The sequence below is a fragment of the Cryobacterium sp. M25 genome, from assembly GCF_002929635.1.
GTDB lineage: Bacteria > Actinomycetota > Actinomycetes > Actinomycetales > Microbacteriaceae > Cryobacterium > Cryobacterium sandaracinum.
In genome coordinates this window covers 12,835-26,700 of sequence record NZ_PJJU01000048.1, presented here as the reverse complement: position 1 = coordinate 26,700, position 13,866 = coordinate 12,835, and the positions used below count along the sequence as shown (strand labels likewise).

The window sequence follows — 13,866 nt, the reverse complement described above, 5'->3', positions numbered from 1 at the left end:
CATCACCCGCACCTCCGATCAGCGTTTGTCCCGGGTGCGATCCTGGGTTCCGATGGGCGCCCACCCGCGGCGCACCGGCCGAATCTGCCCGGGCTCTTGATCTCTGGACCGGTAGACGATGTAGGGCCGGAACAGGTAGTGCAGAGGTGCGGTGAAGGCGTGCACCAGCCGGGTGAAGGGCCACACGACGAACAAAATCATGCCCACGAGGGTGTGAATGTGGAAGGAGAACGGAGCTGCGGCCATGGCCGCGATATCTGGTTGCAGAATGAAAAGCGAACGAAACCAGGGCGACACGGTTTCACGATAGTTGTGGCCATGCTCGCCGCTGAAAACGCTAGCGAGGGTGGTCCAGAGCCCCAGGACGATCGCGGCGGTCAACACGATGTACATCATCTTGTCGTTGGTGGTCGTGGCCATGAAGACCGGCCCGGTTTTGCGGCGCCGATAGATCAGGATCACAATGCCACCGAGAGTGCAGACCCCCGCAACGCCGCCGACCAGCAGAGCGTTGAGGTGATAGAAGTCCTGGCTCATCCCAAAAAAGAGTGTCCAGGACATCGGGATCACCAGGCCGAAGAAATGCCCGGCGATGACGGCGAGGAACCCGAAATGAAATATTGGCGATCCAATGCGCAGGAGCCGGGATTCGTAGAGCTGGGACGAGCGGGTGGTCCAACCGAATTGGTCGTAACGGTAGCGCCAGATAGTTCCACTGATCAGGATCGCCACCATCACATAGGGGAGAATTCCCCAGAGCAGCACGTCCCACATCACGAGCTCGCGTTCAAAGGAAGCAGGCGCGGGTCGTACGGTTCAAGTCCGACACTTTCGGCGGGGGGGCCGACGCCGGCCATGGCTTGCACGGCCTGCCGGTCGGCGGGCGAGGGGCCTGGAAGTGTGGCGCAAATGCCGTCTATCACGGTGGCGTACGGCGACCCGTGCTCCGTGAGTGAAAGCCGGAGCATTTCGACGCTGGGCCGGTACTGGATGAGCAGGTCCCGGCCTGCTACTGGGCTGGCCACAGCCGCGAACTCGAGCACCAGCGGCAAGAAGTCGGGCAACTCACCGTGCGTATTGGTCAGATAGTCGCTCCCCCGGTACACCTGCTTGAACGCAGCCAGCACGTCGCCCCTGCGCCGGGTGTCGCCATCCGTCCAATAGGACAGGTAGAGCGGATGATGCTTACTGAGGTCGAACGTCTCAACATAGGAGCGCTGGAGAATGCCGATCGCGGTGTTCTCAAGGTACGCGATGACCGCGGTGAGATCAGGTGCTGCCGGGCCCTGTTCGGCCAGTGCGGACCGCATCAACTCGCACCTTCCCACGAGTTGAGCGTCCGGATACGACAGGCACCACGAGGCAGCCTGGTAGAAGACCCGCTGCGCCAGGCTATGAGCTGCAGCCCGGTCGCGCCTCACAGCGCACCGCCATCCGTCGGTGGGCGCAAATCAGCCGGTGACGGCGGTGCAGCACGCGGCTGGTCGCGTTTCTCGGAGAAAGAACCCACGGGGCTTCCGTTGCCGTCCCAGTTGAGGAGGTTTACGCGGCCACGGAGCGACTGCTCGCCGGCGGGAGTGTCGGAAGTCTGCCGATCTTTGAGCGCGTAGAAGTTCTCCACGGCGACGGGCGTCGGTCGACCACTCGCCTCCCCGAACGGCGAGTCTTCGTACATGCCCGGTCCGCCCTCGAAATCGACCGAGCAGCCCATCTCCTCCAGGTCATGCGCCTGCTCGACGTGCGCCTTGGGGATAACGTAGCGCTCGTCGTACTTTGCGATCGCCATCAGCCTGTACATTTCATACATGTTGCCTGGCGTCATCCCCACAGCCGCGGGGATCGACGGGTCAGGTTCTTGTCCCATCGTGATGCCGCGCATGTAGGCGCGCATCGCCGCGAGTTTGCGTAAAACCTCGGTGATCTTGTCGGTGTCGCCAGCGGTAAAAAGTTCGGCGAGGTACTCGACGGGAATGCGCAGCGCGTCGATGGCGCCAAAGAGGTTGCCGTTGTCTTCGGCATCGTGGCCCTGTTCGCTCAGGAGATCGACAATGGGAGACAGCGGGGGCACGTACCAGACCATGGGCATCGTGCGATACTCCGGGTGCAGCGGTAACGCCACCTTGTACACCTTCGCGAGAGCGTACACGGGCGATTTCCGTGCGGCGTCCAGCCAATCGCTGGGAATGCCTTGGTCGAGGGCGGCAGCGGCCACTTCGGGGTCGTTCGGGTCGAGGAGCACGTCCATCTGCGATTCGTACAGGTCGGTGACATCCGTCACCGCTGCGGCGTCGGTGACGCGGTCGGCGTCATAGAGGAACAAGCCGAGGTAGCGGAGGCGCCCGACACACGTTTCGGAGCAGACTGTGGGGAGGCCAATTTCCACCCGCGGATAACAGAAGGTGCACTTCTCGGCTTTGCCGGTTTTGTGGTTGAAATAGATCTTCTTGTACGGGCAGCCGGTGATGCACTGGCGCCAGCCGCGGCACTTGTCCTGATCGACGAGCACAATGCCGTCTTCCACGCGCTTGTAGATGGCACCGGACGGACACGATGCCATGCAGGAAGGGTTGAGGCAGTGCTCACAGATCCGCGGAAGGTAGAACATAAAAGTTTGTTCAAAGGCGAACTTAATCTTGTCCTCCGACTCCCTCCGCACCTTCTCCACGATGGGGTCAAGGTGACCCATCTCAGGGGCGCCGCCGAGGTCGTCGTCCCAGTTCGCCGACCAACTGATTTTGGTGTCCTCGCCCGTGATCAAGGATTTCGGGCGGGCCACTGGGAAGTCGTCTCCCAGCGGTGCGTCGATCAGTGTTTTATAGTCATAGGTCCAGGGCTCGTAATAATCCTTCAACTCGGGCTGCACGGGGCTTGCGAAGATTCCGAAAAGCTTCTTCAGGCGTCCGCCCCCCTTCAGCACAAGTCGGCCCTTTTTGTTTAGCTGCCAACCGCCCTTCCACTGTTCCTGGTCCTCGTAGCGACGCGGGTACCCCTGCCCCGGCCGGGTTTCCACGTTGTTGAACCAGACATATTCGGTTCCGGCGCGATTCGTCCACGCCTGTTTGCAGGTCACCGAGCAGGTGTGGCACCCGATGCATTTGTCGAGGTTCATCACCATGCCCATTTGAGCCATCACGCGCATCAGTACCGCACCTCCTGGGAACGCTTTCGGATTGTGGTGACCATGTCACGCTGGTTGCCGGTAGGGCCCAGATAGTTGAAGGCGTACGACAGCTGCGCATACCCGCCAATGAGGTGGGTGGGTTTGACGAGCAGGCGGGTGGGCGAGTTGTGAATTCCGCCCCGGCGGCCCGTCGCCTCCGACTTGGGTACATCGATTGTGCGCTCTTGCGCGTGGTAAACGTAAACGACTCCCGCGGGCATCCGATGGCTGACCACGGCGCGGCACACGTACACGCCGTTGAAGTTGACACACTCGATCCAGTCATTGTCAGAGACCGAGATGGCCGCCGCATCCATGGGGCTAATCCAAGCCGTCGGTCCTCCCCTCGATAGAGACAGCATAAAAAGGTTGTCCTGATATTCTGAGTGGATCGACCACTTCGAGTGCGGAGTCAGATAGCGCACTGTGATCTCGGTGGTTCCGTTCGGGCCAAACCGAGGTTCGCCAAACAGGCGCTGCATATCCAGCGGTGGTCGGTAAATCGGGAGGGCCTCCCCGAGGTCGCGCATCCAGTCGTGGTCGAGGAAGAAGTGCATCCGGCCGGTGAGGGTGTGCCAGGGTTTCAGCCGCTCGACGTTGATCGTGAACGGGGAATACCGACGCCCACCAGTCTCCGACCCGGACCACTCAGGCGAAGTGATGACAGGGACGGGCCCCGCTTGCGTCTGCGCAAAGGTCACCCGCTTCTCTTCGGATCCCTCGGCAAGGTCGACGAGCTTCATGCCGGTCTGCTCTTCCAGTTCGCGAAACCCCTGCACGGCCAGTTCGCCATTGGTGGTGCCGGAAAAGCTCAGGATGGCCTGGGCGAACTTCGCATCGGTATCGATGGCCGGGCGGCCGTTCCCCGCGCCACCGAGCATCACCCCGTTGCTTCGGGCGAGCCGCTCGATCTCGTGCCCCATCCGATAGGTGATGTTCTTCACGGTGAAACCGCGTTCCTCCGCGAGGGGTCCAACCGTGGCTAGCTTCTCCGCGATAGCGGTGTAGTCCCGTTCGACGATCGAGAAGACAGGCATATTCTGACCGGGGACCGCCGGTATATCGGTGTTCCGCCAGTCGCGCACCACTCCACCCGGCTGCGCTATCTCCCCCGGCGTATCGTGTTGCAGCGGCACACTGACCAGGTCCCGTCGGGTGCCGAGGTGCGTCACCGCCTGCCGGGAAAACTCCTCGGCGAGCAGTCGAAACGTGTCAAAGTCGGTTTTCGCCTCCCACGGTGGGTCGATTGCGGGGCTGAAGGCGTGCACGAAGGGGTGCATGTCGGTAGAGGAAAGGTCGTGTTTTTCGTACCAAGTTGCAGCCGGAAAGACGATGTCCGACAATAGCGTGGTTGACGTCATCCGGAAATCAGCTGAGACGAGCAGGTCCAGTTTTCCCTCCGGCGCCTCGTCGTGCCATTTCACATCCCGCGGTCGGGCGGCGTTCACGTGGTCGGCGCCCATCACGTTGTTGTGAGTGCCGAGAAGGTTGCGCAAAAAGTACTCATTGCCCTTGGCAGATGAGCCGAAAAGGTTGGAGCGCCAGAGCACCAGGGTGCGCGGCCAATTCGCTGGAGCGTCGACGTCGTCGATGGCTGGGGTCAGCCGCCTGCTTTTTAGGGCATCGGCGATCCAGGTGGGGGCGTCGGGCGCCTCCCCCGCATCCACCGCCGCTTGCGCCTCATCGGCGAGGTCTAGCGGGTTGCGGTCGAACTGAGGGTAGAACGGCATCCAACCGAGCCTGTTCGATTGCGCGATCGTGTCCGCGGTGTGCATACCGTCGAAGTGCCCATCAGCGAGAGGGGACTTGAGCGAGTCGGCCGAGTACCCATCTGAGCGCCATTGATCGGTGTGCATGTACCAATACCCGGTACCGATCATGGTGCGCGGGGGTCGACTCCAGTCCAAAGCGTTAGCGAGAGAAATCCATCCCGTGATCGGACGGGTTTTCTCTTGGCCGACGTAATGCGCCCAGCCGCCGCCGTTTCGCCCCATGCATCCGGTGAGCATCACGAGCGAGAGCACCGCACGGTAGGTGGCGTCACCGTGGAACCACTGGCAGATACCGGCCCCCATAATGATCATGGACCGCCCCTTCGATTCCTCAGCGTTGCGGGCAAATTCTCGCGCCACCCGGATGCACGCGGCGGCCGGCACGCTCGTGATCTCCTCCTGCCAGGCCGGCGTGTACGGCGTCGACGCGTCGTCGTAGTCGGTCGCCCAGTCGCCCGGCAGCCCTGGACGCCCAACCCCGTATTGAGCGAGCATCAGGTCGAACACCGTGGTTACCAGGTGCCCGGCCACTCGCCGGACGGGAACGCCGCGAGTCACGATCGACCCCTCCCCGGAGGGTGCCTCGAAGCAGGGCATCCGGATCTCAGCGGATTCCGGAGGCTGGCCTGAGACGGACTCTTCGAGAAGGCTCAACGCCGGGTCGACACCCTCGAGGTCGAGGTTCCACTTGCCCTTACCCGCTTCACCGTACCGGTAGCCGATGGAACCATTGGGCACCACGGGAGCGCCAGTGGCTGAGTCAAGCAAAACCGTTTTGAACGCAGCATCCGGAAGATGCGCCTTGTCGGGCAAGTCAGCCGCCATCAAAAATTTCGTGGGCACCAGCCCACCGCCGGCGTGCTCCTCGAGCCGGACAAGGAAGGGCAGATCTGTGTAGCGGCGCACATAGCCGCTGAAATAGGGCACCTGCCGGTCGACGAAGAATTCCTTGAGCATCACGTGCCCCATCGCCATCGCAAGCGCCGCGTCAGTGCCGGCCTGCGCGGGCAGCCACTCGTCGGCGAACTTCGTGTTGTCGGCATAGTCGGGGCTGATCGCGACCACCTTTGTGCCGCGATACCGCACCTCCGCCATAAAGTGCGCGTCAGGCGTGCGCGTCACGGGAACGTTTGATCCCCACATCATCAGATAGGTGGAATCCCACCAGTCACCTGATTCAGGCACGTCAGTCTGGTCGCCGAACACCTGCGGAGAGGCCACGGGAAGGTCGGCATACCAGTCGTAAAAAGACGTCATCACCCCGCCGATGAGCTGGATGAACCGGTTACCCGCCGCGTGCGACACCATAGACATGGCCGGGATCGGGGAGAACCCGGAGCACCGATCCGGACCGTACTTCTTGATCGTGTGGACGTGGGCGGCGGCGGCGATTTCGATCGCCTCCTGCCACGGAATCCGGACGAGCCCGCCCTTCCCTCGCGCTTGCTGGTAGCAACGACGTCGTTCAGGGTCGTCCACAACGTCGGCCCAAGCGAGCACGGGGTCCTGGAGACGCACCTTCGCCTCACGGTACATTTCGACGAGAACTCCACGGGCGTACGGATACCGCACCCGCGTGGGTGAGTAGGTGTACCAACTGAACGCCGCACCACGGGGGCACCCCCGCGGCTCGTACTCCGGACTGTCAGGGCCCACCGACGGGTAATCCGTCTGCTGCGACTCCCAAGTGATAATGCCGTCCCGAACGTAAACCTTCCACGAACACGACCCCGTGCAGTTCACCCCGTGGGTGGAACGCACCACCTTGTCATGGCTCCACCGGTCGCGGTAGAACACATCGCCCTTGCGCCCGCCTTCACGGAACACTGCGCGCCCATCATCTGTTTGGTCCCACCGAGTGAAAAAACGGCCTAGCGCCAACATGGTGTCCGACGCTTTTCCGTCCAAACCGGCAGGCACTGGAGCAGCTGCCATGGGGAGATTCTATATATCGCCCTTGCAGTCCGCTAGTGGTGCCCGTGAACGCGGATGGTCGACACCTAACACGAGACTGTCATCCTGGGAAACAGGGTTGAACCGGGTTTCGCAAAAACACCTCACTTCTTAATCCAGGACGTCATGGATAGTAGCGCTAAGTGTTCGCACTGACGCCGGTTGAGAAGACGTACTTCAGCAGCGTCCGCACGGAAGTGCGCCGTGCGTGGAGGGCTGCAGCTCGCCAGGCAATTCGTTTCGGCGTCTGACGGTTTTAAACTGCCTCTTCCGCGGAGCGGTGATGGTGACACGGTTTGCTCTGTGCCCATCAGCTCAGCGTTCTCCCAGCGAATCTCTATTGTCTTGGGTGCACAATTTCGATTGCCTCCAACGAACCGCCCCGATTACGAGGAGAGACCATGCCCTTCATCACCGCCCCGGATCACAACGGTCCCGACGTCGAACTGCACTACGAAGACGTCGGAGCCGGTAAGCCCGTCGTACTGATCCACGGTTGGCCCCTGAGTAGTAGGTCCTGGGAGGGGCAGGTACCCGCACTGGTCGAGGCCGGCTACCGGGTCATCACTTTTGACCGTCGCGGGTTCGGCCAGTCGTCACAGCCTTGGGATGGGTACGACTACAACACGTTCGCCGCCGACCTGAAGGCCGTGATCGATACCCTCGATCTGCGGGAGGTCACCCTCGTCGGATTCTCGATGGGCGGTGGAGAGCTCGCTCGATACGTCAGTACCTATGGCACCGCCCGCATCGCCAAACTCGTCTTCGCAAGCGCCGTGCCGCCTTACCTCTGGAAATCGGATGATAACCCTGACGGAGGCGTCGACGCCGATTTGGCTCAGTGGTTCCACGACGGATTGTCCGGAGACCGGCCGGCGTTCCTGCACGAATTTTTGCAGATGTTCTTCACCGCCGGCAAGCCGTCCCCGGTCAACACTCCAAAGGTTAGCTCCGAGCAGATTGCCTATAATCTCGACATCGCTCAACTGGCATCGCCGAAGGGGACGCTCGACTGCGTAACCGCATTCTCCACTACCGACTTCCGCGACGACCTTACGAAAATCACGGTGCCGACTTTGGTCATCCACGGTGATTCCGACACCATCGTGCCATTCGAGGTGAGTGGCAAACGTACTCACGAGGCCATTACCGGCAGCGAACTCGTCGTGATCACAAACGCCCCGCACGGGGTCACCGTTTCGCACAAGGACGAATGGAACCAGCACGTACTCGCATTCCTCGCGAAATAGCCAACCGCGTAAGGCCATCGCCGACGGGGTTACGTACCCTTTAGGCAGGATTATTTCGCCTTGTGATAGGTCGTAGCCATGCATGAATAGCCCGACACTCAGGCCTTATCCCGGGCTTTCTTCTCCGCGTCCTTCCGAGCCAGAGCGGCCGCGTCGGCCTCCAACGCAGCGCGCGCCTCGGCAAGTTTCACCAGGCGTGACTCCCGCCGCGCGAGCTCCGGCGGCAACTCATCGCCGCGTTTGTCTTTCCCGAACCGTGCATTTTCGGCATCGTCGATCGCGGTCGCGTCAGCCAGCAGCGCGGGGACTTCATCGGCGAGGACCTTCTGCTTCTCTGTCAACCGGCCGTAACTCATCGCCTTGCGCAGAGACGCGTTCGCGCGCACCTTCGTGCCGTCCAACGCGACCTGCCCCAACGACACCATCCCGGCAGCGCGGCAGAGTTCCAACGCCTGCAAGAACACGAACGCCGGTTGATTTCCCGGGCTTGGGGTCGTGGTCTGGGAAAATTGCTTATGAGCGATTTGGGTGGTCTGTTTCCTGCGGCTGAACTGGAACACGTTGATCCGGTCGTTGATGACGGTGTTGAGGCTGGCGCTGGCGTGAACAAGAGGTTCCGGGCGTTCGAGCCGGCTTGCGTCGTATGCGAAGTCGAAGGGGCAGCCGCCGTATGACCCCAAGTTGATGGTGCGTGTCCTGCTCTAGGGGTATCGCGTCGGGGTTCGATCGTCGCGGGAGTTGAAACGGGTCTTCGTGGACGTGGTCGCGTTTCGGTGGTTGGCCGCGCAGCAGGCACCAGATTTTCGTTTGATCGCCCGGTTTAGGAAACGGCACCTCTCCAGCCTGGGAAACGTGGTCTTGCAAGCGTTGGAACTGTGCCGTGCGGCCGGGATGGTGTCGCTCGGGCAGGTCGAGCTGGACGGCACGAAAGTGCGCGCGAACGCGTCCAGACGCAAGGCCATGAGTTACGCCCGGTTGACAGAGAAGCAGAAAGTCCTCGCCGACGACGTCTCCCCCCTACTGGCTGATGCCGATGCGATCAACGACGCCGAGGATGCCCGATTCGGGAAAGACAAACGCGGCGACGAACTGCCGCCCGAGCTCGCCAGGCGGGAGTCGCGTCTGGTGAAACTGGCGGAAACGCGCGCCGCGCTGGAGGCCGACGCGGCCGCTCGGGCACGGAAAGACGCGGAGAAGAAAGCTCGGGAGAAGGGCCACGATGACGATACTGCCCTGCAGAAGGGTGCTGTGGATGTGGAACAGGTCGTGCCACTGATCGAGAAACTCCATGCCACGGTAGGTGTCCTGCGCCAGCAGATCCTCGCAGATGCGGGGTATTGTTTAGCAGCGAATCTGGACTACGCCAAGACCGTCGAGGCGGCCAGCGGCGGCCGGACCGAGTTTTTCATCGCGACCGGCCGGGTCAAGCACGGTGAACGTGTTCCGGAGGTTCCCCGCGGATGGATCCCCGCCAATGCGACGTTGCGGGAGCGGATGGGCCGGAAATTGAAGACGAAGAAGGGCCGCGCCGTTTACGCACGACGCAAAGCGATCGTTGAGCCCGTGTTCGGTCAAATCCACACCCGGCAGGGTAAGTTCTTGCTGCTGAGCGGGTTGGATCAAGCAGCCCACGAGTGGGACTTGATCGCTGCCTGCCACAACCTGATGAAGCTACACACCCTGCAAACCAAGGCCCGCCTGGCCGCGCACAACGCCCTGACAGCCCGCCCAGCAACCTAAAAACCCGGCGGAACCGCCCTGACGGGGGCAGCGACCCCGGCTTGCGCCGTCAACGCGCCCGTGGCCCCGTTTTCGATCGGCACAAGAACAAAAGCACAGCCACAGTCCCTGACGATCGCGCCGGCAAAGTCCCACCCAACCGACGATATCGACCGCCATTTCGTGCAATCAACATCGTTCGCCGGGGTCAAAGGCGGTCAGGACGGCGGCAACAGGTAGCCGCGCAGGAACTCATCGAATGCGGCGGGCATGTCGACGCTCTCGTCGAGCAGCCACTGCTGCTGGAGCCCGTCCATCACGGCAGTGATGAGACGCGAGGCATGCCGCACGTCGAGGTCGGTGCGCACGAGGCCGTCGCGCTGGGCCTCGGAGAGCACGCGCTCGGTGTCAGCGGCCGTCGCCGCGTACCGTTCGACGAAGTACTCGTGCACCGGATACTCATAGTCTGTGGCCTCGGCGGAGATGACCGTGTATAGCGATGTCAGTCCGCGCGTGGTCTGGTTGTAGGCGACGACCTTGCGCATTTGCTCGAGAAGCGTGATCTCGCTAACGTCGCCGACGGCAGCGCGCACGCGCTCGTCGCGCTGTCTCAACACCTCCGTGAACAGGTCTTCCTTCGAGGCGAAGTGGTGCAGCACCCCTGCGGGGGTCAGCTGGACGCGCTTGGCGATCTCGCGCAGGGAGCCGCTGTGGAAGCCGCTCTTACCGAACACGAGAAGCGCGGCATCCAAGATTTCCTGGCGTCGGGCTTGGCCCTTGGGGTAGCTGCCGCGCTTGCGGTCCTGAGTGTCCGTCATAGAAGAAACCTATCGTATGTAAGGTTTTTGGGCTAGGGTCGAAATCCAACGAGGGGCTTCACCCCTCTGCGGCCGTTACGAGCAGTCGCAACTCTGCCATACGGCAGGAGTCGAACCAATGGAGGCACGACATGAATCGATGGGGATCAATCGCGGCAATGGGCCTGGTGGGGGTTATCGCCCTGACCGGCTGTGGCCGTGCCGAGGGCGGGAGTACCGCCACGAGCGGCGCCGCAATCGACGACAGGCCGGCAACGGGCGAAGTCACGGTCTGGGCGATGGGCAACGAGGGCGAAGTGCTCGACCAGCTCGCGACCAAGTTCGAGGACGAGAATCCGGATGTCACGATCAACGTCACTGCGGTGCCGTGGGATTCCGCGCATGACCGCATCGCCACGTCGATCGCCGGCGGCGAGACCCCGGACATCTCGATGCTCGGCACGACCTGGGTCGGCGAGTTCGCTGCAACCGGCGCTCTCGAGCCCACCCCGGAAGGCCTCGTCGACGAGGCATCCTTCTTCGAGGGCTCTTGGAGCACGGCGGTCGTCGACGACGTCGCCTACGGTGTGCCGTGGTATGTCGACTCGCGTGTTCTCTACTACCGCACCGACCTCGCCGAGGCCGCCGGCGTCGAGGCGCCTACCACGTGGAGCGAGTACAAGGCCTTTGCCCTGGCGCTCAAGGGCGGCGGCGCCACGTCAGGCGTCTCCCTTCCGCCGGGCGGATTCGACTCCTGGCAGTACGTTGCCCCTCTCGCCTGGCAGGCCGGCGGCGATATCCTGAACGAGGATGGCACCGAGTTCACGTTCGACACCCCAGAGTGGGCCGAGGCGTTCGAGTTCTACAAGAGCTTCTTCGACGAGGGCGCCTCCGAGGCGGTTCGCCTCGAGGGCGGCGAGATCGAACAGAAGTTCATCGACGGATCGGTCGGCTCGTTCTTCAGCGGCCCGTTCCACGTCGGACTGCTCCGTGAGCAGGGCGGCCCGGACTTCGCCGACAAGTTCGCCGTCGCCCAGGTTCCCGGAGCCGACACCCGCACGAGCTTCACGGGAGGCGGCAACCTCGCCGTCTTCGGCGACAGCGAGAACCGTGACGCGTCGTGGAAGTTCGTGCGCTGGCTCAGCCAGCCCGAGACGCAGCTCGAGTGGTATGACATCTCCACCGACCTCCCCTCGGTGCAGTCCGCGTTCGAGGATCCGATCTTCGCCGACGACCCCTACCTGAGCGTGTTCGCCGCGCAGCTCGCCGACTCGAAGGCGCCGCCCGCGATCCCAACCTGGGCCCAGGTGTCTGCCGTCATTGACCAGGAGCTCGAGAAGGTCACGCGCGGTGACCAGACCGTCGACGCCGCACTCAAGACGATCCAGCAGCAGGCGGACACGATCGGCACCGGCAACTAGCCATGGCCGTCTTCGCACCAGAGACCGGGCGGGCGCCCTCACCGCGTCCGCCCGCGCCGCCTGCGCCGACGGCGCTTCGGCGCTTGCCCGGTCGGCGCAAGATGACCTGGATCGCGTGGGGCTTTGCCGCCCCGTTCATGATCCTGTTCGTGGTCTTCATGGCCGGCCCGATCTTCGCGTCCTTCGTGATGAGCTTCACCGACCTCACGACCCGCGACCTTCGATCGCCGTTCAACGTGAACTTCATCGGCCTCGAGAACTACCTAAACCTCTTTCAGGACCCCCGGTTTCTCAAAGCCCTCTCCAACACCGCGGTCTTTGTGATTGTGGGCGTCCCGCTCACGATCGTTCTCGCTCTGCTCGTGGCCCTCGCCCTGAACAACGGCATCAACAAGTTCCGCACCGTGTTCCGCGTGGGCTACTACGCTCCCGTCGTCACGAGCATCGTGGCGATCGCGATCGTCTGGAAGTTCATCCTCCAGCCGGATGGGTTGCTCAACGGGTTTCTCTCGATCTTCGGAGTCTCCGGCCCCAACTGGCTCGAAGACACCGCGTTCGCCCTCCCATCGCTCATTGCCATGGCGATCTGGCGCAACATCGGAACCCTCATGGTGATCTTCCTCGCCGGGCTCCAGGGCGTGGGGCAGGAGCAGCTCGAGGCAGCCATGATGGACGGCGCCGGTCCGGTTCAGCGATTCTTCAACGTCGTCGTGCCTGCCCTGCGACCGACCCTGCTGTTCGCGGCGGTCATCACGGGCATCGGGTTCCTGCAGTTCTTTGAGGAGCCCTTCGTGATGACGCGCGGAGGGCCGCTCGACGCGACCCTCTCGACCGCGATGTACACGTTCAACCAGTTCGGATTCGGCAACTACTCCTATGCCTCCGCAGCCAGTTACGTGCTGTTCCTCGGCATCGTTGTCCTGTCGCTCGTGCAGTTCCGATTCCTCCGACAGAAGGACTGACCATGATGAGACGCAAACCGAGATGGTGGCTCTACATCGTGCTCGTCACGGGGTTCGTCGCGATGATTTTCCCGTTCATCTGGATGCTACTCGGCTCGTTCAAGACAAACGCCGAGATCCGCAGCGCCCCACTGAACTTCTTCCCGGAGAACCCGACGCTCGAGAACTACGTGCAGCTCTTCGGGCGGCTCGACTTCACGACCTACTTCACCAACAGCGTTGTCGTCGCGGTTTTCGTGACGCTCGGCAACATCGTGTTCTCGTCAATGCTGGGCTACGCGCTCGCGAAGCTTGAGTTCGCCGGCAAGAAGGTGCTGTTCGGTCTTGTGCTCGGCACGCTCATGGTGCCGGGCGTCGTGACCTTCGTGCCGCTATTCGTGCTCACCTCGAACCTCGGCCTCGTGAACTCGTACCCCGGCCTCATCCTGCCGTTCCTGATCACGCCGCTCGGCGTGTTCCTGATGCGGCAGTTCATCCTGAGCCTTCCCGACGACATTATCGAGGCCGCCAGGATCGACGGCGCCAGTGAGTGGCGGATCTTCCTCCGGGTGATCATGCCGCTGTGCGGACCGGCCGTCGCAACCCTTGCGATCCTGACCTTCCTAGGCAGCTGGAACAACTTCCTCTGGCCGCTCGTCGTCGCGACGAGCGAGGACAAGTACACGCTTCCGGTCGCCCTCGCGCTCTATTCGGTCGGCCAGAACGCCTCGCAGTACGGCCTGATGATGGCGGGCGCCGTCGTGGTCGTAGTGCCCGTGCTCGCGATCTTCATCGCCCTGCAGCGCTACTTCGTTCAGGGCATCGCCCTGACCGGAATCAAATAGTAAGGAAC

General features: G+C 62.6%; 11 protein-coding genes and 1 pseudogene. 6 read left to right on the top strand and 6 right to left on the bottom strand.

Annotation, left to right across the window (positions count from 1 at the left end; translation table 11 throughout):
- Window positions 1–18 precede the first annotated feature (18 nt).
- Genes narI through CXY81_RS06850 form a run of 4 tightly spaced genes read right to left on the bottom strand, consistent with a single transcriptional unit; the run spans window position 19 to window position 6,867 of the window.
- Window positions 19–774 (bottom strand): respiratory nitrate reductase subunit gamma, encoded by a 756-nt coding sequence (gene narI / locus CXY81_RS06865; protein ID WP_104101842.1) that lies wholly within the window; start codon window positions 772–774, stop codon window positions 19–21.
- Window positions 774–1,421 carry a nitrate reductase molybdenum cofactor assembly chaperone gene (gene narJ, locus CXY81_RS06860; RefSeq protein ID WP_369828348.1) on the bottom strand — a complete coding sequence of 216 codons (648 nt, stop codon included), beginning with the start codon at window positions 1,419–1,421 and terminating at the stop codon, window positions 774–776. The genes narI and narJ overlap by 1 nt, the downstream gene beginning before the upstream one ends.
- Window positions 1,418–3,139: a nitrate reductase subunit beta gene (narH, locus tag CXY81_RS06855; RefSeq protein ID WP_104171072.1), complete on the bottom strand. Its 1,722-nt coding sequence runs from the start codon at window positions 3,137–3,139 to the stop codon at window positions 1,418–1,420. Before narH ends, narJ begins: the two co-directional genes overlap by 4 nt.
- Complete coding sequence (locus CXY81_RS06850; RefSeq protein WP_104194395.1) at window positions 3,139–6,867, bottom strand: nitrate reductase subunit alpha; 3,729 nt, start codon at window positions 6,865–6,867, stop codon at window positions 3,139–3,141. The genes narH and CXY81_RS06850 overlap by 1 nt, the downstream gene beginning before the upstream one ends.
- Window positions 6,868–7,286: 419 nt before the next feature.
- Between CXY81_RS06850 and CXY81_RS06845 the strand changes: the two genes are divergently transcribed.
- Window positions 7,287–8,135 carry an alpha/beta fold hydrolase gene (locus tag CXY81_RS06845; RefSeq protein WP_104194394.1) on the top strand — a complete coding sequence of 283 codons (849 nt, stop codon included), beginning with the start codon at window positions 7,287–7,289 and terminating at the stop codon, window positions 8,133–8,135.
- 98 nt (window positions 8,136–8,233) lie between these two features.
- Here the strand turns inward: CXY81_RS06845 and CXY81_RS17460 are convergent, their stop codons facing one another.
- Window positions 8,234–8,815 carry a hypothetical protein gene (locus tag CXY81_RS17460; RefSeq protein WP_104194393.1) on the bottom strand — a complete coding sequence of 194 codons (582 nt, stop codon included), beginning with the start codon at window positions 8,813–8,815 and terminating at the stop codon, window positions 8,234–8,236.
- 43 nt (window positions 8,816–8,858) lie between these two features.
- On the opposite strand from CXY81_RS17460, the pseudogene CXY81_RS17455 reads away from it, so the two are divergent.
- Window positions 8,859–8,963, top strand: a pseudogene (locus CXY81_RS17455) (hypothetical protein); the annotation flags it as partial.
- A gap of 63 nt (window positions 8,964–9,026) precedes the next feature.
- Window positions 9,027–9,875 carry a transposase gene (locus CXY81_RS06835; protein ID WP_369828351.1) on the top strand — a complete coding sequence of 283 codons (849 nt, stop codon included), beginning with the start codon at window positions 9,027–9,029 and terminating at the stop codon, window positions 9,873–9,875.
- Window positions 9,876–10,072: 197 nt separating this feature from the next.
- Here the strand turns inward: CXY81_RS06835 and CXY81_RS06830 are convergent, their stop codons facing one another.
- Window positions 10,073–10,672 carry a TetR/AcrR family transcriptional regulator gene (locus CXY81_RS06830; protein WP_104194392.1) on the bottom strand — a complete coding sequence of 200 codons (600 nt, stop codon included), beginning with the start codon at window positions 10,670–10,672 and terminating at the stop codon, window positions 10,073–10,075.
- A 131-nt stretch (window positions 10,673–10,803) separates the two neighbouring features.
- Between CXY81_RS06830 and CXY81_RS06825 the strand changes: the two genes are divergently transcribed.
- The 3 genes from CXY81_RS06825 to CXY81_RS06815 all read left to right on the top strand — a co-directional run bounded on the left by CXY81_RS06825 (window position 10,804) and on the right by CXY81_RS06815 (window position 13,858).
- Window positions 10,804–12,072, top strand: a complete 1,269-nt coding sequence (locus CXY81_RS06825; protein WP_233194031.1) for a sugar ABC transporter substrate-binding protein — start codon at window positions 10,804–10,806, stop codon at window positions 12,070–12,072.
- Between the two features lie 101 nt (window positions 12,073–12,173).
- Window positions 12,174–13,034 carry a carbohydrate ABC transporter permease gene (locus CXY81_RS06820; protein WP_233194030.1) on the top strand — a complete coding sequence of 287 codons (861 nt, stop codon included), beginning with the start codon at window positions 12,174–12,176 and terminating at the stop codon, window positions 13,032–13,034.
- 2 nt (window positions 13,035–13,036) lie between these two features.
- On the top strand, window positions 13,037–13,858 hold the full coding sequence (locus CXY81_RS06815) for a carbohydrate ABC transporter permease (RefSeq protein WP_198411515.1): 822 nt from the start codon (window positions 13,037–13,039) through the stop codon (window positions 13,856–13,858).
- Window positions 13,859–13,866: the final 8 nt, after the last annotated feature.

Coding starts and splice junctions, on each gene's coding strand:
- narI (WP_104101842.1), bottom strand. CDS start 774: ATGTGGGACGTGCTGCTCTGGGGAATTCTCCCCTATGTGATGGTGGCG.
- CXY81_RS06845 (WP_104194394.1), top strand. CDS start 7,287: ATGCCCTTCATCACCGCCCCGGATCACAACGGTCCCGACGTCGAACTG.
- CXY81_RS06835 (WP_369828351.1), top strand. CDS start 9,027: ATGGTGTCGCTCGGGCAGGTCGAGCTGGACGGCACGAAAGTGCGCGCG.
- CXY81_RS06830 (WP_104194392.1), bottom strand. CDS start 10,672: ATGACGGACACTCAGGACCGCAAGCGCGGCAGCTACCCCAAGGGCCAA.
- CXY81_RS06820 (WP_233194030.1), top strand. CDS start 12,174: ATGACCTGGATCGCGTGGGGCTTTGCCGCCCCGTTCATGATCCTGTTC.
- CXY81_RS06825 (WP_233194031.1), top strand. CDS start 10,804: ATGAATCGATGGGGATCAATCGCGGCAATGGGCCTGGTGGGGGTTATC.
- CXY81_RS06850 (WP_104194395.1), bottom strand. CDS start 6,867: ATGGCAGCTGCTCCAGTGCCTGCCGGTTTGGACGGAAAAGCGTCGGAC.
- narH (WP_104171072.1), bottom strand. CDS start 3,139: ATGCGCGTGATGGCTCAAATGGGCATGGTGATGAACCTCGACAAATGC.
- CXY81_RS06815 (WP_198411515.1), top strand. CDS start 13,037: ATGATGAGACGCAAACCGAGATGGTGGCTCTACATCGTGCTCGTCACG.